This window comes from Kribbella koreensis (assembly GCF_039525325.1).
GTDB lineage: Bacteria > Actinomycetota > Actinomycetes > Propionibacteriales > Kribbellaceae > Kribbella > Kribbella koreensis.
In genome coordinates this window covers 37,194-58,275 of sequence record NZ_BAAAHK010000021.1, presented here as the reverse complement: position 1 = coordinate 58,275, position 21,082 = coordinate 37,194, and the positions used below count along the sequence as shown (strand labels likewise).

Genomic DNA, 21,082 nt, shown 5'->3' with positions numbered 1-21,082 from the left:
CGGTACTAGACCAAGGCGGCTGCCTTGGCGTCGGCGGACGTCCGCGGACGGCGGTAGACGTAGTGGGTGACGATTGCCGCGATCACCCAGACCGCGGCCAGGGCGGCCATCGAGAACTCGTCGCCGTTCTCTTCGTCGAAGAGCGCGAACAGACAGAGGTTCACCGCCGCATGCCCAGCGGTGGCGATCGCCAGGTTGGCGCCACGGGCTGCTTGCAGGAGTGCCCCCATCACGACCGACAGGCCGACCGTCATGACGACGAACAGGCCCACGTAGACCGGGCCGTGCTCGAAGCCGCCGATGTGCCAGAAGCCCCACAGCAGGCCGACGATCAGCGACGAACGTAGTACCGAAAATCGGGTCTGCAGGTACGGCTGGAGGTAGGCGCGCCAGCCCAGCTCCTCGCCCGCGGCGCCTACGACCATCGTCAGGACCATGGCCCAGACCGGGAAGGGCAGGCCGCCGCTCCACCAGCTGTGTCCGGTGGCCGCGTGGATGGCGATCGAGCCGGCCATCGCCGCCAGCACGATGCCGACCATGACTGCAGACCGCCCGGCGACCTCCGCGGCCGGGGTGAAGCGCACCAGCACCCTGGTACTGCGCCTGAAGAGCAGGAACATCACCCCGACCGCCAGGGCCGGCGCGAACTGCACCAGCTGGATCAGGTCGGGATCTGGGCCGACTGCCGACTGCAGCGCGTCGAGGCCGCCCGAGAAGACCATGGTGGTCAGGTAGAACACCAGTATTCGCAGGAACATCCGTCTACTCCGTCGTGTAGGGCGAGAGCAGCAGATCGAGCTGGTCCCGCAGGAAGTCGGTGAGGGAACCCCAGCCGGTCACGGCCCACACCTGCAGGGCGCCGTTGAAACAGACCAGGGTGAGCCGGGCCAGCGCGGCGGTGTCGACGTCCGGCTTGAGTTCGCCGGCCTCCTGGGCCGCCGTCAGCAGCCGGGCTGAGCTGTCGACGATGGCGTCCGTGTAGGCCAGCGCATGGGTCCGGAACTCCGGGTCGGCGACATCCAACTGGACGAAGCCGAGCCCGTTGCCGAGCTCCTCGCGGTGCTTGATGTGCGCCACGCTCGACAGCGCGAAGTCGCGCAGGGTGGCCAGCGGAGAGGTGTTCCTCGCCTCTGCCTCCGCGACCGCCCGGAGCACCATCAACGGCGACCGGGCCGCCGAGGCGAGCAGCAGCCCGCGCTTCGACCCGAACCGCTGCATCAGGGTGGGCGGCGCGAGCCCGATCCGGGCTCCGACCGCTGCCAGCGTGAGCCCGGTCGGGCCCAGTTCGGCCAGCACCTGGCGGGTCGCGTCCAGGATCGCGTCGTCGCTGATCAGCCGGGGTCTGGCCATGGGAGCTCCCTCCGAGGAGTTAGCGAATGGGCATTCACTAACTCCCGGAACAGTAACAGATCGCTGTCGGAGCAGTTATCGGATTACGGCCGGCCCTCCGTCCAGGGCCGAATTGTCGTTCCAACGGGGAGTGTTTTCATGCGTTTCGCCCGTATCGCCTCCGGCTTGGTGCTGGCTGTGGTGGGACTGGTGGTCACGGCGGTGGGAGGCGCCGCCGCGTTCTGGCTGGTCGGTCCTGACAACACCGTCGACACCGGCGAGCAGTCGCTGGTGAGCAAGGGGCTCGCGGTGATGACCGCGCCCGACCTGATCGACCGGCACGGCCCGACGCTGCACCTCACCGCAGCGGCGGCCGAGCCGGTCTTCGTCGGGATCGGGCAGGACATCGACGTGGCCAGCTACCTCGGCCGTTCGCAGTACACGCGGCTGATCCGGTTCGAGCTGCCCTCGTCGTTCGACAGCCAGGAGATGACCGGCAAGGTCGCACCGCTGGCCGCGCCGGCCGGGCTCGACTGGTGGACGGTCAAGGCGAGCGGCGAGGGCAAGCAGTCACTCGCCTGGCCGATCGTCGACGGCCGGTACGACGTGGTCGTGATGAATGCCGACGGATCGCCGGACGTCGACGCGAGGGTGACCTTCGGCGTCGAGATCGACGGCCTGTTCGGCAGCTGCCTGATGGTGTTCGGCGGCGGGTTGCTGTTGACGTTCATCGGCCTGCTGCTGATGTTCGTCCGGCGCCGTCGGCAACCGCTTCCGCCGGTCCCGGTCGTCAAACCGCTGAACCTCCAGCCCGTGATGCCCTACACCCCGCCGAAGGCGTCGTCCCAGCCCAGTTCGGTGCGCCGGGCGGTCGGGGTCGCGTCGGTGGTGTTGCTCACGGCAACCGGTTGCACGGCGATACCGCCGAAGAACGTCAGCCAGGAAGTGACCACCAAGCCTGCCGTCACCTTGGCCGACGGCCAGGCGGTCCTCGACCGGTACGCCGAGGTCCGGGCCCGGGTGAACCAGACCTATGACGCCAAGCTGGACGAGACGATCGAGGCCGGTGCGCGGCTGCGGCAGTCCCGCGCGGCCGCCTTCATCGGCCGCAAGCTCGATCCGGCCGGCAAGGACCCGGCGACGTCGGACAGCTTCGAGGACATCGAGATCGGCGCGCCCGAGTTCGCGGCGTACCCGATGCGCTTCGTCAGTACGGCGAAGCTGTCCACCGACCCGACGCGCGGACAACTCGGCGTGTGGGAGCGGGGAAACGCCGGTGCGCCGTGGCTGCTGACCCACGCCGTCTTCCCGCTCACCGCGGAGGACGTGCCACCGATGGACGGTCTGCGGATGCCGGACAAGGCGGACATGGCGAAGCTGCCGTTGCTGCCGCAAGCGGCCGGCGCCAACCTGGCGCAGTACCTGTCGGAGGGGCCGACCTCCAAGCAGGCAACGCGTTTCGCCACGTCGACCGACCTGACCCAGGTGCTCGCCAATCGCGCGAAGGACAAGCGGAGCCAGATCGCGAAGGACTACATCTCGACGGTCACCGACACGTTCCGCCCGGACGGCCAGCCGACCGTCTTCATCGCGTCGAACGGTGAGGCACTGGTGTTCCTCAACCTCACCGAGCAGTTCCTGCAGCAGGTCGAGCCCGGCAACTACGCCAACTGGACCAGCGGCGCGGTCTCGGCGTACAGCAAGAACGTCAAGTACTACCAAACTCTTCGTCAGGACTATCTCCATGAAGTTGCCTTGGTCATCCCACCCGCCGGCAAGACGCGCGTCCTTGCGATCCGCACCCAGGTCGTCGGCGGCGGGGGGAGCTGAGATGCGTTATCTGGCCAAGCAATTGGCTGTCGGCGCGCTGCGGCGTGGCCGGTCGATCCAGCAGTTCCTGGGGCCCGCGACGGGTTTCGAACTGCCCGGCATCCGGTACGTCGAGATCCGGCCGGCCGGGAAGTACGAGCTGTATCTGTACTGCGCTGAGGACATCGGTCACGACCAGTTCTTCGATGTCGGCGAATTCCCGTCGCTGGAGCGGCGGGAGGAGGACGAGTTCGGGCGGTTGATCGCGCGGACCGACGAGCCCGAGGTCGCGCTGGACCTGGCGAAACGGCTGGTGGGCGCAGCCACGGACCGCTGGGCGAACGTCGGGCTGATGGAGGTGGAGTACGCCGACTACCTCGGCGCCGGCCGCCCGGCGGACGCTGCGCTGGACGGGTACCGGTGGCCGGTCGAGGCTGATCCGCCGAGCTTGGTCAGTGAAGGAATGTGGCGCTGATCGTCCGGCCGTAGGTCTGGTGGGTGTCGTAGGTCAGGCGGGTGCCGGTGGGGGTGTGGCGGAGTTCGACACCTGCGCCGCCGGTTTTGGTCAGCCAGCGGCCGAGGACCGTGACGGTGATGGTGGGGCGTCTCGTCGTGGGGTCTGAGATGGCGATGGTGGTGGTGCCGGACTGGCGTTGGGTCAGGAAGGATGCGGGGCCGTCGATCGTGTAGTTGAGGACCTGGTGGCGGCCGGGGGTGAAGGTGTTGGCGGCTGTGAGGTTCAGGGTGGGGTGGTGGATCGCCTGCAGGCGTGGGGTGTTGGAGAGCAGGTGGACGCGGCCGCGGTAGGAGCGCAGAGTGGCTTCGGTGGCGTGGGGGATGAGGGCGTAGGCGAGGGATGCGCGTCGCTGGGTCTGGTGGGTGAGGGTGAAGACCTGCTTGGTGACCTGGGTGTCTGGGTTGGCAGTGCGGATGGCGCGGCGGCTGCGGGTGACCTGCTCCAGGCCGACGGCGACAGGGGTTGGCTGGAGTAGGTAGTAGCCGAGTGCGGTGCCTGCGGTGGTGTTGGCGTAGCGGAGCCAGGTGAGGTCGGCTACGCCGGGGCCGGACCAGGGGCGGCCGTTGCGTAGTACGCCGGTCACTTGTACTGCGTCGGTTGGGGCAGCTATGCGGGCGTCGAGGGTTGTGGTGACAGCGCGGCCGACTGCGTCGCCGATGCCGGCAGCTAGGACGACGATCTCGTTGTCGAGCAGGAACCACGACTTGGTCGACTCTGCGTTGCGGTAGGTCACGAAGTCGGCCGGGAGCTGCATGCGGTCGGCATAGGCCTGGTCGCTCGACTGGACCCAGCCGGTGGCTCCATAGGCGCCCAGGGTGGCGCCACCGGAGTACTGGTTGGTGCCGACGGGGAAGTAGACGTACTTGTTCTGCAGCTCCGACGACGGGGTGAAGTCGGGTGGGCTGTCGTAGTACGCGGTCCCGTAGAGCTCTGGGACCGACTTGCGTTGCTCCACCGGCGCAGTGACGCCCGCTAGTTGGTACGGCGACACAGTGGTCAGGTAGTCGACGCCGTACGCCTGCGTCTGGTCCTGGCCGCTCAGGTACAGGTAGTAGGCGCCGTCGCCCTGGAACCACGGCATCAGGTTCTCGCCGCTCATGTACTCGTACTTGCTGATCCGGTCCGAGCTCCGGGCCAATGCGAACGCGTAGCCGGGCCGTCGATGCACGGTTCGGTCCATCGAGTTGAAGGCGACGGAACTTTCGGCCGGGTTGAGATCCTTTGGAGTGATGTTGCTATCAGCAACGATGTCGGCAAGGCGGGCGATGCTGACCGGGGAGACGAAGCTGTTCGGGTTGAGCGTCGGGCGGGCGGTGAACTTCACATAGCTGCGGAGCTCGGCGGCGTCGGCGATTGTCGCGTAGTCGGCCAGGTCGACGATCGCCTCGACGACGACCGCGACATCGTCGTACCCGGTCGCGGGTCGCGAGATCGCGCGACCCTTGACGATCTCCATCATCCAGCCCTCGAAGATCAGCGGCGCGAAGCCGTGTTCGACCCAGCCCTGGACGACCTTCACGAGTTCGTCGGTCGATGCGTAGGCGGTGCCGTCGAGAGTCTTCACGGTCTGGACGACGCGGCTGAGCAGGGCTTTGCCGTAGGAGCCGGTGTAGGCGACCGAGTCGTGCTGGATGAAGGAGCCGTCGGCGTAGTACCCGTCGGTGACGCCGTGCTGAAGGTGGTACGGATCGACTGTCGCGAACACGGTGAACTGGTCCTGCAGCGCCTTGCGGATCCGGGCGTCGTCGTCGAGCAGGGCGCCTTGCAGGATCCGGTTGGCGGTGATGTCGGCGAGGTTGGCGCCGGTGTGGAAGCGCGAGTCGAGGTCGACGTCGCCGTCCTTGCCATTGCGCAGGTAGGCGTCCATGGAGGCGACGTACGTCGTGATCAGGTCGGCGGGCGCGTCGAGGAGAGCGAGGGCCTTCCCGGCGTACCCCGAGATGCCGATCTCCCAGGTGAACCAGTTGCCGTAGTACCCCTTCGACTGGTCGCCGTAGTGGTTGGCATGCAGCCAGCGCAGCTTGTCGAGCACCCGCGCCTGTACTGCGGTGTTGCCCTGCAACTCCGACGCCGGGCCTGGTCGGCGGGTGGCGAGCGCGATCTCGTAGAGGTGCTGGAACGAGGCGCTCAGGTTCGGGTCGCTCGTGCCGAGGGGGAGGCCGGCGAAGAGTTCGCCGGGTTGGGCGCGGTCCAGGTTGGCCAGCCAGGTGCGGGCGGTCTGGTCGATGGCGTTGAGCTTGGCCCTGACCTCGGGGCGCGAGTTCGATTCCGGCGTACCGGTGAAGATGGCGATGGTGTTGGTCAGCAGCTTCGGTGCTTCTGAGTCCGTGCTCGCCGCGCCGGCGGGCATCGGGCGGACCGCGGTCAGCAGGGCGGCGGTGGGGACGAAAGACAGCAGGCGGCGACGGGTGATGTCCACTGGTACTCCCGGGCGAAGGGGAAAAACCTCACGTCGCGAGTCAATCAGCAGAAAGTTAGTTACGGCAACCGCTTACCCATGTATGCTTTAGGTGAATCTTAAACTTTATGGGAGGCGGGTTCAGGGTGTCGTCAGTGCTGATCGTCGGAGGAAGCGGTGGCCTCGGCCGAGAGATCGCCCGGTACTACGCGGAGCGCGGCGACTCCGTCGTGGTCACCAGCCGCTCCACCGAGCGGGCCGAGCAGGCCGCTGCCGAGATCGGCGGCGACACCCGCGGGCTGGCCGTCGACCTGGCCGAGCCCGAGACGATCGAGAAGGCGCTGGCCGAGGTCGGCGAGGTCGACCATGTGGTGATCACCGCGATCGAGCAGTACGGCAACACGGTCAAGGCGTTCAGCATCGCCGACGCGGTGCGCGCCTCGACGGTGAAGCTGGTCGGGTACACGGAGGTCGCGCGGGTGCTGCACGATCGCTTGCGTCCGGGCGCGTCCATCGTGCTGTTCGGTGGGCTCGGCAAGGTCCGTCCGTACCCGGGTTCCACGATGATCACCGCGACCAACAGCGCGGTCTCCGGCGTGATGCGCACCCTCGCCGTCGAGCTCGCCCCTGTCCGCGTCAACGCCCTCCACCCCGGCGTCGTCGGCGACAGCCCCGCGTGGGCCGACCGCGACCAGTCATACATCGCGGACCGCACCCCCACCGGCCGCGCCACCACCACCGCCGAGGTCGTAGACGCCGTCGACTTCCTCCTCCGCAACGGCGCCGCCAACGCCATAGACCTCCACCTCGACGGCGGCATCCGCGTCGCCTGAACTACTTTGAAGCCTCGATCCAGCACACGGAGGCTGCCATGCGACGCGGTTATGCAGCGGCTGTCGAGGGCCCTATCGCCATCGACCTAGGCCTGTTCACCCAAGCCGGCTGGATCAAAGTCCAGGTGCAACCCGACTGCACCACCGCCCTGATCGGCCTCTCCACCCCATCAGACGACGGCCCCTCGGCCACCGCCATCCGCGACGCCACAGTCGAGTCAGGCACCGAGGGCGAACTGATCTGCACTCTCCACGGCGCCAAAGGCGAAGCACCAGTGGAAATCACCGTCACCGCCCCACCCGGCAGCACCCTCACCGCCCGAACCGACACCGCCCACATAGGCGCCCTGGGCCTGACCGAGGTAGACCTGAAAACCGCCTCAGGCAACATCTCCGTCCCCTCCGCCGGCCGAGTCTTCGCAGAATCAGCCTCCGGCAACATCACCATCCAGCAATCCGCCGAGGCCACAGTCACCACCCACTCCGGCCCCATCACCATCCACACCGCCGGCCGCACCACAGCCCACACCACCAGCGGCAACATCCAGCTGGGCACCATCACCGGCGACCTGACCACGAAGTCGGCCAGCGGCAACCTCACTCTCCGCGAGTTCCAGGGTCAGAAGCTCCGAGCCGACACCACCACCGGCAACATCACCGTCCACGCCACCACCAACGCAGTGATCCACACCGCCACCATCTCCGGCGACATCACCATCACCGCCACCAAAACCCTCAACCTGAAAACCACCACCGCCACCGGCCGGGTAACAGTGCCGTAGACGCGGTACTGCGCACGCCCCGCGTGGGAGCGTGCGCAGTGGCGGTGGTTAGTGCTTCTTCCACCAAGGGGTGGTGGGGGTGGTGCGGAGGGTGTTGGTGGCGCAGTGGAGTTCGCCTTCGGAGATGTGGACCGAGGTCAGGTCGTTGGCGTAGGTGACCTGGTAGCCGATGGAGGCGAAGGACTTGGTGATGGCGGTGGCGAAGAGGTCTTTGCCGTTGAGGACGGGGCCGTAGGTTTTGGGGGCTACGTAGCGGCCGGCGTTGAGGACCAGGCCGTTGACTGTGCCGGGGATTTCGGCCACGGCGTCGCGCATGGCGTGTAGTCGGGCGGTCAGTCTGTCTTTCTCGGGGCCGTCAGGGGTGGAGCGGATCTGGGTTTCGAGCATGCCGTAGTCGAGGCCGCGGGCGGTGTAGAGAGCGGGGATCCGGACGATGTCGGTGTCGGTCAGGCCGTGCTGACGGAGGACCGACAGGTTGGCGGCGATTCTTGTGGCGGCGCGGGTGTTGGTTTCCACGAATTGGTCGTCGGCGAGGAATTCGTTGGTGGTGCGCTGGTCGATGCGTTCGTCGTAGGGCCATTCGAGCTTGGGGAGGCCGCCGTGCATGATGTCGTCGCCGTGGCCGGCCTTGACCACGTCGTGCAGGAGCTGAAGGCCGGCGGTTGGGTCGGCGACGACGGCTTTCCAGCCGCCTGGTACCGGTACGAACTGGATGAACTCGTCGACGTGGCCGATCGACAGCCAGGACGTGTCCACGTCGATCGGGTTCTGGACGCCCTGCGACTTCAGCAGAGTCAGCATCTCGGTGGCAGGACCGGATTTGTGGCCGTCGCCGCCGATGACGAGCTGGCCGTTCGGGTGGCCGGGGGTCGGGGGCATCGTCTCGAGGTTGCCCATCGAGTCGTAGCTCTCGTTCTCGAAGGGATCCAGGACCGGCACGTGCTCGGTATGCACTGCCGCGACGTCATGCCCGGCCAGCTCGGTGAAGATCACCCGCGAGCCGACCCGGCGGCTGTCGTTGACCGAGCCGAGCAGCACCTTCATGCTCTGCTGCTGGCCACCGGGACCAGGCATCGACATGGAGGCCGGCTCGAAGATGTCCTGCGTCCACGAGTCACCGCTCTGGTCGAGGATCTTCAGCGACGCACCCGACGCCCGGGCTTGCGACCGTACGACGTCCTGCCACCCCTTCGTCTCGGCGTCGTCGCTCAACGACGAGAACACCTGCTCCAGTCGCTGCGTGTTGAGCTGGGTCAGTACCGGCGCCTCCTTCAGCGTCACCCGGTTGGTCGCCGTCTTCCCACCGCCCGTCACGGTCAGCGTCACGTCGACCCGTCCGTCCCAAACGGCCGAGTCGCGGATGATGTCCTTGCCCTCGAGACCCAGCTCGACCCCATGCCGAACCTCGTCAGCGGTCAGCCGGGTGGAAGGCCCGACCAGCTGCCAGCCCTGCGCGCGCTTGACGAACAAATGCACCCGATCGGCCTGACTCACCGTGAGCCGGCCGCTCGCGTCCTTGGGTGCCAAGGCCCAGGGCGCGACACGGATCCGGGCCAGGTCCTTGGCGTCCTGGGCTCCGTTCACCACGGTGTCGGCCGCGTCGTTGCAGGCAGCCATCTCGCGGTCGGCCAGGTTCTGCTCCTTCTGATGAGCCTTGACCAGTACTTCGTACTCCTTCTGCGCCTGGTCCTGATCAGGCCGCTGCGCCAGCTCCTCCTTCTTCTTGTAGAACGCCTGGTCGTTGGCCGCCTCCCGGTCCACCGCCGCGGCCGCGATGACGCGCGCCGGCGCCTGGCACCGGCCGGCATCGTCATCGAGGTTGGCCAGGAACAGGGCCGGCTGACCGGTCAACAGTCGCGCGTACGGCGTACCGGCGGCTGCGGCCGGTGCGACGGCGGAGCCGAGCATTCCGGCGGTCACCGCGCCCACCAGCAGCAGATTGCGAGCAAGGGGACTTCTCATCCGAACAGATCCTTCACAGCCGGGAACAGGTCGTCCCCAGGCTCCCCAGCCGATGTCGGCAAGCTGTCAGGAAAGTGTCCTTCTCCGGTCCCCGAACGGTCGCCGCGGCAAGTGAGACGCAACACGCGGGGCGTGATGAGGCCGACACCGACATGACTGACCGGTAACCAACCAATAACATCGCTGGTATGCAGATCCTCGCCATCGTCGTCTCGCTCGCGATCGCCGCTGTCGGCGTCGCGCTGTTCGGCAAGACGATCGGGCACATCATCAGCGTGATCAAGCTCGGTCAGCCGGTGTCGCGAACGGACAACCCGGGTCAGCGCACGGCGACGCTGGCCAAGGAGTCGCTGCTGCACACCCGGATGCTCCAATGGAGCCACATCGGCGTGCTGCACTGGTTCGTCGCGTTCGGCTTCATCGGGCTGTTCCTCAGCCTGGTGACCGCCTTCGGGCAGCTGTTCAGCGCGCACTGGGTGCTGCCGGTGATCGGCCACTGGTTCGTCTTCGAGTGGGTCAGCGAGTTCCTCAGCTGGACCGGTCTGGTCTCGATCATCGGCCTGATGGCGATCCGGCTGCGCAACCTGCCGCGCGGCGAGAAGGGCCGGTACAGCCGGTTCTTCGGCTCGACCGCCTGGCAGGCGTACTACGTCGAGTACACGATCCTCGGCGTACTGGTCTGCATCCTGGCGCTGCGCGGGCTGGAGTACCAGCTGACCGGCGCCTCCAAGTTCCACTTCCCGAGCACGTTCTTCATCGGCTCCGGGATCTTCGGCGGGCTGTCCGAGCACGGGCTGGAGAACGCGATCTACCTGACCGCGATGGTCAAGATCCTGATCTCGTTCGCCTGGATGATCACCATCTCGCTGAACGCCACGATGGGCGTCGCCTGGCACCGCTTCACCGCCTGGCCGAACATCTGGTTCAAGCGCAAGGCCGACGGCGGTACGGCGCTCGGCGCGCTGCAGCCGATCATGGTCAAGGGCGAGCCGATCGACTTCGAGAACATCGAGGAGCTCGACGAGGACGCCGCCCTGGGTGTCGGCAAGATCGAGGACTTCACCTGGAAGGGCCTGCTCGACTTCACCACCTGCACCGAGTGCGGCCGCTGCCAGTCGCAGTGCCCGGCGTGGAACACCGAGAAGCCGCTGTCGCCCAAGCTCGTCATGATGAACCTGCGCGAGCACGCGTACGCCAAAGCGCCGTACCTGCTGGCGGCCGACGACGACGCGCGGAAGTCGCTGCCGGAGTTGGTGCTGGCCGAGCAGGAGCGCCCGCTGGTCGGTCCCGCCGATGTCGCCGTGATCGACGAGGAAGCCCTCTGGGCCTGTACTTCGTGTGGCGCATGCGTCCAGCAGTGCCCGGTCGACATCGAGCACGTCGACGCGATCATGGACATGCGCCGGTACCAGGTGCTGATCGAGTCGTCGTTCCCGTCCGAGCTCAACGGGCTGTTCAAGGGCCTGGAGAACAAGGGCAACCCGTGGAACATGAACCCGTCCGGCCGGATGGACTGGGCCAAGGGCCTGCCGTTCGAGGTCAAGACGGTCGGTACCGACGTCGAGACGCTGGCCGAGGTCGAGTACCTGTTCTGGGTCGGTTGCGCCGGCGCCTTCGAGGACCGCGCGAAGAAGACGACGCAGGCCGTCGCCGAGTTGCTGAACATCGCCGGCGTCTCGTTCGCCGTACTGGGCGACGGCGAGACCTGTACCGGTGACCCGGCGCGGCGGGCCGGCAACGAGTTCGTCTTCCAGCAGCTGGCGATGCAGAACGCCGAGGTGTTCAAGGAGACCGGCGCGAAGAAGGTCGTCTCCACCTGCGCGCACTGCTTCAACACGCTGAAGAACGAGTACTCCCAGCTCGGCGTCGAGCTCGACGTCATCCACCACACGCAGCTGCTCAACCGGCTCGTCCGCGAGGGCAAGCTGACCCCGGTCGCACCGGCCGACAGCTCGCTGAACGGGCAGAAGATCACCTACCACGACCCGTGCTACCTGGGCCGGCACAACCAGGTCTACGACGCCCCGCGCGAGCTGCTCGAGATCATCCCGGGCGCGGAGTTCGCCGAGATGCCGCGGAACCAGACGAAGTCGTTCTGCTGCGGCGCGGGTGGCGCGCGGATGTGGATGGAGGAGAAGACCGGCAGCCGGATCAACCTGAACCGGACCACCGAGGCGGTCGAGACCGGCGCGGACAAGATCGCCACCGGCTGCCCGTTCTGCCGGGTGATGCTGTCCGACGGGCTGACCGCCAAGCAGGCCGACGGCTCGGCCCGCGAATCGGTCGAGGTCCAGGACGTCGCCCAGCTCCTGCTCGCGTCCGTCAAGCGCGGCGACTGAGGTTCACCGCAGCCGACCTTCAGTTCACTGCAACTTCCTGCAATTTCCCTTCCCAGTCAGTGGGTCTGCCCCTTAGGCTCCGTTGGTTGTTCCAATGGGGAGGGAAATTCGTGAAGTTCCGTAACCGGGCGGTGGCCGCGGCCATCGCCCTGCCGATGATTCTCGGCATCGCCGCGTGTGGCGACAAGGACACTGCCGGTGGCGGCGCGACTCAGCCGACGCCGACGCAGTCCACCAGCGCACCGGAGACCAGCACCACGCCGGAGCCCAGCACCCCGGCGCCGGTCGAGGAGCCGGCCCGGCTGACCAATGCCAGCTTCATCCCGACGCTCAAGTCGGCCACCGGCAAGGCCAAGTCCTTCAAGTCGACGATGGTGATGACGGTCGGCGGCCAGAAGATCACCGCCACCTCGTCGCAGAGCACCAACCCGCTGGCGATGAAGATGGACATGGTCAACCCGATGGCCGGCGGCGCCATGCAGATGATCCTGGTCAAGTCGAACCTGTACATCTCGATCCCGAAGCAGACCGGCGCGGGCAAGTTCATCCAGCTGAACCTGAAGAACAGCAGCGACCCGACGGTCAAGTCGTTCGGCTCGATGCTCGAGAGCGCCGACCCGACGAAGTCGTACCAGGGCTGGGAGAAGGCGCTGAGCAGCGTCAAGTTCGTCAAGTCCGAGACGGTCGGTGGCCAGAAGCTCGACCGGTACGACGTGACCGTCGACACCGCCAAGTCGCTGAAGGCGGCCGGCCAGCCGGTCCCGAAGGGCGTGCCGAAGTCGCTGGTCTACTCGGTCTGGATGGGCAGCGACAAGCTGATCTACCAGATGAAGTTCGCGATGGCCGGCGTCGACATGCAGATGACGATGTCCGACTACAACAAGCCGGTCGCCATCGCCGCGCCGCCGGCGAGCAAGATCGTCGGCAAGCGCTAGTCATGACGACTCGCACCAGGGTGGCGGCACTGGCCGCCACCCTGCCTCTGCTGTTCGGGGCGGCCGCCTGTGGCGCCGCCCCGACGGCCGAGCAGCCGGCCCAGACGAAACCGGCCGCGCCGGTGAAGGCTGCTCCGCCGCTACGCCTGACCAGCGCGACCTTCGCGCCGGCACTCAACCGCGCGACCGCCAAGGTGACCTCCTTCGAGGGCGTCGGGCACATCACGGCGCAGGGCCAGACGCTGGCCTTCACCGCCGCCGTGACGGCCAAGCCGCTGGCGATGTCGATGGAGATGAGCGGCGCCGCGCTGGGCGGCAGCAGCGTGAGGATGCTGATGGCCGAGCGCGTCGTCTACATGTCGGCGCCGGGCGTGACGCCGGCCGGCAAGTACGTGGTGCTCGATCTGACGAAGGACAAGAATCCGCAGGTCCGGGCCGTCGGCCGGATGCTGGCCAACGCCGATCCGCTGAAGCAGTTCAAGAGCTGGAAACCGGGCGGCCAGGAGGTCGAGTTCGTCGGCACCGACAAGCTCGACGATCTGGCGGTGGAGCACTACCGGGTGAGCACGGTCCTGGGCGGGAAGCCGATCGTCTTCGACCTGTGGATGGGCGCCGACAATCTGTTGCACAAGATGGCGTACACCTTCTCGGGCATGGACTACGTGATGACGATGACCGGTTACAACACGGTCGCTCCGATCGCGGCGCCGGCCGCGAGCGAGATCGTCAAGCAGCGCTGATGAACATCCGGTCGAGGGTGGCGGCACTGGCCGCCACCCTGCCGTTGGTACTCGGTCTGGTCGCCTGCACGGACGACGCGGCGATCAAGCCCGAGGCCAGGACGACGAAGCCGGCCGCCAACCAGAAGGCCGCCAAACCGCCGGCCCGCCTGACCACCGCGACCTTCGCGCCGGTGACGCTTGCCGCCAACGCCAAGGTGAAGTCCTGGTCCGGGGTGATGCGGATGAGCCTCAACGGCCAGGTGATGACCGCGACGATCGCGCAGACCTACAAGCCGCTGGCGATGCGGATGGACATGAGTGGTCCGCAGTTCGGCGGCGTCGCCCACGCGGTCCTAATCAACGGTGTGCTCTACCTGCAGTTGCCGATTCCGCAGGCCCGCGGCAGGTACCTGAAATTTGACTCGCAGGACACCACGAACCCGACGGCGGCCGCCTTCGCGCAACTGTTCGCCGCGGCCGATCCCACCAACGGGAACGAGGTGCTGCGGAAGGCGCTCGTCAAGGTGAAGTTCGTGGCCAGTGAGACGGTCGGCTTCCGCAAGGTGGACCGGTACGACCTCACGATGAACAACGCCGCGATGCTCCGGGTGCTCGGCATGAAGGGTCCGGCCGGGATGCCGAAGACCTCGGTCCAGTCGCTTTGGATCGGTGCCGACCGCCTCACCTACAAGTCGCTGTCGGCTGGTACCCAGATCACCATCACCGGGTACGACACCGTTGGCGCCATCAGGGCTCCCTCGCCGAAGATGGTCATCAAGACCGGGCGTTAGCGCAGGTACGAGGCGCCGTTGAAGTCGAGGACGGCGCCGCTGGACCAGGTGGCTTCGGGGGAGGCCAGCCAGTGGACGGCGTTGGCGATCTCGGTCGCGGTGGCGACCCGGTTGAACGGGCTCTGGGCGCGGATCGCGTCGCCGCCGGGGCCGTCCAGGTTCTGCGCCGTCATATCAGTGGCGATGAAACCGGGGGCGATTGACGTCACGGTGATGTCATGTGGCGCCAGCGCGATCGCCATCGACTGCCCGAACGAGTGCAACCCCGCCTTGCTCGCCCCGTACGCCGGTACGTCCGGCTCACCCCGATACGCGCCACGCGACCCGACGTTGACCACGGCACCCCGCTTGACGCCATCGGCCGGCTCGACCTCGAGCATCTGCCGGGCCACGCACCAGGTGAGGTGAGCCGCCGCCTCCAGGTTGACGGCCAGCGTCCGTCGCCAGGCCGCCACCCAGTCGTCGTACGACGTCTCGAGCAGCGGGTGACCGAGCCGCCGCGACCCCGCGACCGGCTCCTCGACGAACAGCGCGGCGTTGTTGACCAGTACGTCGATCCGTCCGAGCGCCTTCGCCGATTCCTCAACCAGTGAAGGGATCGAGGCCGCATCGCCGAGGTCTCCGGACAGTACCGCGTGCCCCTCTCCGGGCAGCTCGGCCAGTACTGCGTTCGCCTTGTCGACAGCACCCCGGCAATGCAGCACGACCCGGTCCCCGGCCGCCGCGAAGACCCGCGCGACCTCCGCTCCGACCCCGCGCGACGCGCCCGTGACGAGCACTCCTCTGGACACTGCGATCCCCTCTCCTCGGCTGCCCTCATTCTGCCCTGTCAGCAGGCCCTGACATCGCCATGGCGGCATTGGTGACATCAGAAGGGTTGACAGTGACGTCACTATGACGTCAGTATTGCGTCATGGAACTTGACCACTACCTCGAGTCGGTCCGCCGTAGCGTGGAGAACGCCACCGCGCTGGCCGACGACCAAACTCGCTCCGTGGCACAGCGCCTCGGGGCCACGCTGGATGACGCGGGCCGCTTGGCCCTCATCTCAGCCCTGTCGGACGCCGCCGGTGAGATCAGCCGTGAGCTGTCGCCCGGTTCCGTCGAGCTCCGGATGGCCGGTGGCCGCCCCGAGTTCGTCGTGACGCCGGCCCCGAGCCAGCTGACCGGCAACGATGACGACGACCTGGACGACGAGATGGCCGAGCCGGCCGCCGCGGATCTCGCCCTGGACGCCGACGAGCCGACCGCGCGGATCACGCTGCGGCTGCCGATGTCGGTGAAGAACAAGGTGGACGAGGCCGCGACCGCCGAGGGCATCTCGTCGAACGCGTGGCTGATGCGGACCGTGATGACTGCGCTGACCTCCGGCCGGTCCGGCTACGGCCGCCCGCCCCGGCCGCCGCGCGCACCGCGGCCGGGCATCTTCGCCCCCGACGGACCGCTCGGACCGGAGGGCCCACTCGGACCCGACGGCATCTTCGGCCAGGGCGGCGTCTTCGGGCCGGAGGGAGTCTTCGGACCGGACGGCCTGTTCGGCGAGGGACGCCGCGGTGGTGACCGCGGTGACCGTCGCAACGACCGAGGCGAGCGTCGCGGTGAGCGCGGCGACCATGGACAGCGCCGGGGTGGACGTGGCCCGGGCCAACGGATGCAGGGGTGGGCACAGTGAGCTACACAAGCCAGTTGATCGGCGAGGCCGGCGAGATCGAGCGGGTCCGGATCGAGATCGGTTCGGGCCTGGTGGAGATCCGCCCGGCCGACGGCGACAAGACCGTCGTCGACCTGGAGGTCGACAGCGGTGATGAGGGCGACGTGGTGTTCGAGGTGGTCAACGGCGAACTGATCGTCGAGACCCCGAAGAACCTGCGGCGCGGCCCGGAGATCCGGGTCCGGATCGCCACTCCGGACGTCCTGGACGCCCGGATCCAGACCGGCTCCGGTGACATCAGCTCCCGCGCGGCGCTGGGCGAGGCCCGGCTGTCGACCGGATCGGGTGACATCCGCGCCGACCGGATCGAGGGCGACCTCGCGGCCAACACCGGCAGCGGTGACGTCCGGGTCGGGTACGCGGGCCAGAGCGTCCGGGCCAAGACCGGCTCCGGCGTCATCGACATCGGCGAGGCGGTCGGCACGACCGGCCTGTCCACCGGGTCCGGCGATGTCCGGGTCGGCGACGCGGCCGGACCGACGACGGTCAAGGTCGGCTCGGGTGACATCACCATCGAGCGGATCCGGGACCACTCGGTCGCGACCTCCGGCTCCGGCGACGTCCGGGTCGAGTCCGCCGAGGGACCCAGTGTCCGGGCGGAGACGGCTCGCGGCGACGTGCAGATCGGCGTACCGGACGGTGTGCCGACCTACCTCGACCTCAAGACGGTCACCGGCCAGATCCGGTGCGACCTCGAGCCCGGTGAGAAGCCGGCCGAGGGCGAGCGCTCGCTGATGCTGCGGGCCCGCACCGTCTCCGGCGACATCACCGTCGTCCGGGTCTGAAGTACCAGAACAGCACCAGTCAGCACGGGGACCAGTGAGGGGAGACAGCCATGATCAGCGAACACCAAGAGGTAGCCCGCTATCGGGTGGCCGAACAGATCCGGGTCGCCGAACTACGGGCCCAGAGCAAGCAACACCGCGAGGCGCTGCGGGCCGACGGTGAGCCCGCCGGACCGCGGCACGAGCTGGCCGGCGTCCTGCGCCGGCTGGCCGACCGGCTCGAGCCGCAGCCGCGCCACCGCCGGACCGGCCTGTCCGTCGTCCGGTGATTTCGATGACTTCTCAAGCACTTTGCAGCTTGCTGCAACGCCTTGGTTTATTGACCTCCCGAGGCCGCTGACGCTGCTAGCGTGCTGGCCGTAACCAGGCCCAGACTCGGGGAGAAACGATGTTGCGTCCGCTGGTCGCGATGACCGCCGCTGCTGTATTACTGACCGGCTGCAGCGGTGGCGACGACAAGAAATCCGACTCGGCATCGGGGGACAAGGGCAACAATCCGGCCGCCACCCCGACCACTCCCGAACTCGCGACCTTCGACCCACCCAAGGCCTTCCAGGCCGTCGCCGCGTCCGCGCTGGCGGAGGAGAAGGGCCACAGCACCGCCGAGCCCGAGGTCGCCATGGTCGGCATGACCGCGGTGGCGAACAGCTACAGCGGTGCCGTCGGCCAGAGCGTGACCGGGACGCAGAAACCCTGGCAGACGCTGGCCACCGAAACCACCGACGGCAGCGTGGTGATCAACGACGCGAGTCGCCCGATCGCCGTCCAGCTCGACGGGAAGCCGGCCGTCGCGGTCGCTTACTACCAGCGGGTCAAGGGCACCGGCACGCAGAAGCCCGGGGTCTCGGTGCTGTTCCGCTGGCTCGACCCGGCCGACGGCAAGCCGTTGTCCGAGGCAACGGTCGACGCCACCGCGCTGCTCGGCGACGACGAGGTGAACAGCGGCCTCCCCGGCGGCCTGACCGATTTCTTCGCCGACCCGGCCACCGGCCGGCTGGCGGTCGGCGTCGCGCCGGCCAGCCTGATCGGCGCCAAGTCCGGCATCATCACCGTGACCGGCGATCCGGTCACCAAGAAGGGCGCCGGCGTGCCCTTCATGCGGCCGGCCGGGATCAGCAAGGGTGTAGTGGTCGGGGCCCAGGGCGAGGACAACACCCGGCGGACGCTGGCCCTCGTCGACGCCGCCACCGGCCGGGTCACGAAGTCCGGTCTGCTGCCCGGACTGTGGGGTCTCGGCTCGACCGGCAGCGTCGGTGGGAAGTACGCCTACCTGTACGGCCAGAAGTACGACCCGAAGCTCGGCGATGGTGAGTACGTCGGCAGTGTGTACGCGGTCGACCCGGCCACCGGAACGGTCGTCCAGACCAAGTCCGCGGTGAAGAAGACCAGTTTCCTGCTCGACTACACCTGCGTCGCGGACCGCCAGAAGTCGGTCGTCTGCACGGCCGACCCCGGGTACGACGAGGCGGAGATCATCGGCTTCGACGACACCACCGGTAAGAAGGCCTGGGGCTACACCGCCGCGAACGCGGCCCGGGCGGTGCCGGAAGTGACTGCGGCGTTCCACGGAGTCGTCTACGCCACCTCCGAGCACAAGACGGTCCTGATGGACGCGCTGACCGGCAAGGACATCCCGGCGCCGACACCGACCGCCACCCCGACCGACTCGGCCACCCCTGGCACCAGCAGCACGCCCGGTGAGAACCCGACGCCGACCGACGGCTCGACCCCGACGGACGGCTCGACGTCGACCGATGGCCCGACGCCGACGTACGGCAGCACCGACGGTACGACGCCGTCCGGCGGGGAGACCCCCGGCGCCCCGGTGCCGGCCCAGCCGGACCTCGAGCTTCAGTCGCCGGCGGGCGTTTCGGAGTACGGCGGTGTCTATCTGCACAAGCTGGACCTGTCCGACGAGTCCAGCGGCATCCTTCAGGTCCTGAAGGCGGTCGGCTGATGCGCGCCCTGCGTCCGTTGACCACGGCAATCGTCGCGGCCGCCCTGCTGGCCGGCTGCAGTGGCGGTGACGACGACAAGGCCACCGACCAGCCGTCGAGTGACGGGACATCGACCTCGCCGACACCGTCCGGGCCCAACCTGGCGACCTTCGACCCACCCAAGGCGTTCGCGCCGGTCTCGGCGCTGGCCGAGGGTGATGAAGCCGGGATGCCGAACCAGTACTACGTCGAGGCCGGCATGGTCGGTGAGACCTCGCTGTATGCGCTCCGCACCGGGCTGACTGCCCGCACGCTCAGCGCGAACAGCTGGGAGGTGCCGGCCGCCGCCGACCCGACCACCAAGACCACCGACCTGACCCCGCCGATGGCCTTGCAGCTGAACGGTAAAGAGGTCGTCGCGATCGCGTACAAGCAGGTCGTCCAGGGCAGCGGGACGCAGAAGGCGCACGATCAGGTGGCGTTCCAGTGGATCGATCCGGCCGAAGGGGACGTGCTGGCCACGGTCGTCGCCGATCTGAGCACCCTGCTCGGGCCGGGCCGGGGCAGCTCCGGGCTGGCCAGTCCGGTGTACGACCCGGCGACCGGCCAGATCGCGGTCGGCCTCGAGGCGCAGTACGTCGAGAACGCACCGAAGCTCGGCGACTTCACCGTGTTCGCCGACCCGGCCACCTTGAAGGCGACGACGATCCCGGGGATCCGCGCGGCCGGCGTCCAGAACGGCGTCGTCGTCGGCGTCAAGGGCAGCCAGCAGGAGGGCGCGAAGGACAACACGATCATCCAGGCCGACGGCGTCACCGGAGCGGTCAAGAAGTCCGTCCCGGTGCCGGCGATGAACTACCTCCACCCGGCTGGTTCGGGCAGCAAGTACGCGTTCCTCGCGGGGACCGGCTACCTGAACGGCGCCAAAGACAGCGTCGACCACGTCAACTCGATCTACGCCGTCGAGATCGCGACCGGCGCGGTGGTCGAGAACAAGCTGCCGCTCTCGGCGGACTCCGCCGACGACGTGCACTGCTTCTCCGACCATGTGACCTCGGTGGTCTGCAACCGCTCGCTGGACGACCGGAAGACCTCCATCGCCGGATTCGACGACACCACCGGGAAGCCGGTCTGGGGCTACGACTCGTCGTCGAACCGGGTGGTGCCGAAGATCACCACGATGTTCAACGGGCTGGTCTACGGGACGGCCGACGACAAGGCGGTCCTGCTGGACGCCAAGACCGGCCAGGACGTGGAGGCTCCGGCCGCCACTCCGACCGACGGTACGCCGACGCCTGCCGACACCTCGACGTTCGACAGCGGGAACGTCGGTGGCTGGGGTGACACCTCGCTGCTGTACGGCAATCAGCAGTCGCCGCTGATGGTCTCGAAGTACGGCAGCGTCTATCTCCAGCAGCCCACCAACAAGGTCTCGCCGCGGGTCGAGAAGATCCTGGTCGTCCAGAAGGCGATCGGCTGACGGTCAGCCGGACCGCGGCGGCTCAGATGCCGCCGCGGAGGAAGTTCTTGTACGAGCGGGACGGCGTCGGCCCGCGCTGGCCCTGGTAGCGGGAGCCGTACTTCTCGGAGCCGTACGGGTGCTCGGCGGGCGAGGAGAGCCGGAAGAAGCAGAGCTGGCCGATCTTCATCCCCGGCCAGAGCTTGATCGGCAGCGTCGCCACGTTGGACAGCTCCAGCGTCACGTGGCCGGAGAAGCCGGGGTCGATGAACCCGGCGGTGGAGTGGGTGAGCAGCCCGAGCCGGCCCAGTGAGGACTTGCCCTCCAGTCGCGCCGCCACGTCGTCGGGCAGCGTGACCAGCTCGTACGTCGAGCCGAGGACGAACTCGCCCGGGTGCAGGATGAAGGGTTCGTCGCCCTCCGGCTCGACCTGGCGGGTCAGGTCGGGCTGTTCCTCGGCCGGATCGATGTGCGGGTAGCGGTGGTTCTCGAACACCCGGAAGAATCGGTCCAGCCGTACGTCGACGCTCGACGGCTGCACCATCGCAGCATCGAACGGATCCAGCTGGACCCGCTTCGCGTCGAGCTCGGCCAAGATGTCACGGTCGGAGAGCAGCACGAACGCAACTTACCGCAGCGTGCTGCAACTCCGCCTGTCTGCAGGGCCTCGATCCCGATCGGATCGGCGCCCGGTGTCACCCGGACCTGGCCGCGTACCTGTTCCGGAGCCCTCAGCTCCCCGGACCGTCGACGCGGCTACGGGCCTTCGGCAA

The 21,082-nt window shown here is 68.0% G+C and carries 19 protein-coding genes; 13 read left to right on the top strand and 6 right to left on the bottom strand.

Annotation, left to right across the window (positions count from 1 at the left end):
- Positions 1-5 precede the first annotated feature (5 nt).
- Positions 6-758 (bottom strand): CPBP family intramembrane glutamic endopeptidase, encoded by a 753-nt coding sequence (locus ABD116_RS36875; protein WP_343981702.1) that lies wholly within the window; start codon positions 756-758, stop codon positions 6-8.
- A gap of 4 nt (positions 759-762) precedes the next feature.
- Positions 763-1,350, bottom strand: coding sequence for a TetR/AcrR family transcriptional regulator (locus tag ABD116_RS36870; protein WP_343981699.1), 588 nt, complete (start codon positions 1,348-1,350; stop codon positions 763-765).
- Positions 1,351-1,488: 138 nt separating this feature from the next.
- On the opposite strand from ABD116_RS36870, the gene ABD116_RS36865 reads away from it, so the two are divergent.
- Positions 1,489-3,159 (top strand): DUF8094 domain-containing protein, encoded by a 1,671-nt coding sequence (locus ABD116_RS36865; RefSeq protein ID WP_343981696.1) that lies wholly within the window; start codon positions 1,489-1,491, stop codon positions 3,157-3,159.
- A 1-nt stretch (position 3,160) separates the two neighbouring features.
- Positions 3,161-3,613 (top strand): hypothetical protein, encoded by a 453-nt coding sequence (locus tag ABD116_RS36860; RefSeq protein ID WP_343981693.1) that lies wholly within the window; start codon positions 3,161-3,163, stop codon positions 3,611-3,613.
- Here the strand turns inward: ABD116_RS36860 and ABD116_RS36855 are convergent.
- Entirely contained in the window at positions 3,591-6,074 is a 2,484-nt protein-coding gene (locus ABD116_RS36855; protein ID WP_343981690.1) for a polysaccharide lyase family 8 super-sandwich domain-containing protein, read from the bottom strand. The genes ABD116_RS36860 and ABD116_RS36855 overlap by 23 nt on opposite strands.
- Positions 6,075-6,208: 134 nt before the next feature.
- Between ABD116_RS36855 and ABD116_RS36850 the strand changes: the two genes are divergently transcribed.
- Together ABD116_RS36850 and ABD116_RS36845 are read left to right on the top strand one after the other, a co-directional pair.
- A complete protein-coding gene (locus tag ABD116_RS36850) occupies positions 6,209-6,886 on the top strand; it encodes an SDR family oxidoreductase (RefSeq protein ID WP_343981687.1) in 678 nt (225 codons plus the stop codon).
- A gap of 38 nt (positions 6,887-6,924) precedes the next feature.
- Positions 6,925-7,668 carry a DUF4097 family beta strand repeat-containing protein gene (locus ABD116_RS36845; protein ID WP_343981684.1) on the top strand — a complete coding sequence of 248 codons (744 nt, stop codon included), beginning with the start codon at positions 6,925-6,927 and terminating at the stop codon, positions 7,666-7,668.
- A gap of 48 nt (positions 7,669-7,716) precedes the next feature.
- Here ABD116_RS36845 and ABD116_RS36840 read toward each other — a convergent pair whose 3' ends face one another.
- A complete protein-coding gene (locus ABD116_RS36840) occupies positions 7,717-9,630 on the bottom strand; it encodes a protein-arginine deiminase family protein (RefSeq protein WP_343981681.1) in 1,914 nt (637 codons plus the stop codon).
- Positions 9,631-9,818: 188 nt separating this feature from the next.
- Between ABD116_RS36840 and ABD116_RS36835 the strand changes: the two genes are divergently transcribed.
- The 4 genes from ABD116_RS36835 (at position 9,819) to ABD116_RS36820 (ending at position 14,417) form a co-directional block, all read left to right on the top strand.
- On the top strand, positions 9,819-11,969 hold the full coding sequence (locus ABD116_RS36835) for a (Fe-S)-binding protein (RefSeq protein WP_343981678.1): 2,151 nt from the start codon (positions 9,819-9,821) through the stop codon (positions 11,967-11,969).
- Between the two features lie 110 nt (positions 11,970-12,079).
- Positions 12,080-12,904 (top strand): SCO4651 family lipoprotein, encoded by an 825-nt coding sequence (locus ABD116_RS36830; RefSeq protein ID WP_343981676.1) that lies wholly within the window; start codon positions 12,080-12,082, stop codon positions 12,902-12,904.
- Positions 12,905-12,906: 2 nt separating this feature from the next.
- Positions 12,907-13,644, top strand: coding sequence for a hypothetical protein (locus ABD116_RS36825; RefSeq protein ID WP_343981673.1), 738 nt, complete (start codon positions 12,907-12,909; stop codon positions 13,642-13,644).
- A complete protein-coding gene (locus ABD116_RS36820) occupies positions 13,644-14,417 on the top strand; it encodes a hypothetical protein (protein ID WP_343981670.1) in 774 nt (257 codons plus the stop codon). The genes ABD116_RS36825 and ABD116_RS36820 overlap by 1 nt, the downstream gene beginning before the upstream one ends.
- Here the strand turns inward: ABD116_RS36820 and ABD116_RS36815 are convergent.
- Positions 14,414-15,208 (bottom strand): SDR family NAD(P)-dependent oxidoreductase, encoded by a 795-nt coding sequence (locus ABD116_RS36815; protein ID WP_343981666.1) that lies wholly within the window; start codon positions 15,206-15,208, stop codon positions 14,414-14,416. The two genes, ABD116_RS36820 and ABD116_RS36815, sit on opposite strands and share 4 nt — an antisense overlap.
- A 122-nt stretch (positions 15,209-15,330) precedes the next feature.
- On the opposite strand from ABD116_RS36815, the gene ABD116_RS36810 reads away from it, so the two are divergent.
- The 5 genes from ABD116_RS36810 to ABD116_RS36790 all read left to right on the top strand — a co-directional run bounded on the left by ABD116_RS36810 (position 15,331) and on the right by ABD116_RS36790 (position 20,330).
- Entirely contained in the window at positions 15,331-16,089 is a 759-nt protein-coding gene (locus tag ABD116_RS36810) for a hypothetical protein (RefSeq protein WP_343981663.1), read from the top strand.
- Entirely contained in the window at positions 16,086-16,913 is an 828-nt protein-coding gene (locus tag ABD116_RS36805; protein WP_343981660.1) for a DUF4097 family beta strand repeat-containing protein, read from the top strand. Before ABD116_RS36810 ends, ABD116_RS36805 begins: the two co-directional genes overlap by 4 nt.
- Before the next feature lie 50 nt (positions 16,914-16,963).
- Entirely contained in the window at positions 16,964-17,182 is a 219-nt protein-coding gene (locus tag ABD116_RS36800; RefSeq protein WP_343981657.1) for a hypothetical protein, read from the top strand.
- A 119-nt stretch (positions 17,183-17,301) separates the two neighbouring features.
- Positions 17,302-18,870 (top strand): PQQ-binding-like beta-propeller repeat protein, encoded by a 1,569-nt coding sequence (locus tag ABD116_RS36795; protein WP_343981654.1) that lies wholly within the window; start codon positions 17,302-17,304, stop codon positions 18,868-18,870.
- Positions 18,870-20,330, top strand: a complete 1,461-nt coding sequence (locus ABD116_RS36790) for a hypothetical protein (RefSeq protein ID WP_343981651.1) — start codon at positions 18,870-18,872, stop codon at positions 20,328-20,330. Before ABD116_RS36795 ends, ABD116_RS36790 begins: the two co-directional genes overlap by 1 nt.
- 22 nt (positions 20,331-20,352) lie before the next feature.
- Here the strand turns inward: ABD116_RS36790 and dcd are convergent, their stop codons facing one another.
- Positions 20,353-20,928, bottom strand: coding sequence for a dCTP deaminase (gene dcd, locus ABD116_RS36785; protein WP_343981648.1), 576 nt, complete (start codon positions 20,926-20,928; stop codon positions 20,353-20,355).
- Positions 20,929-21,082: the final 154 nt, after the last annotated feature.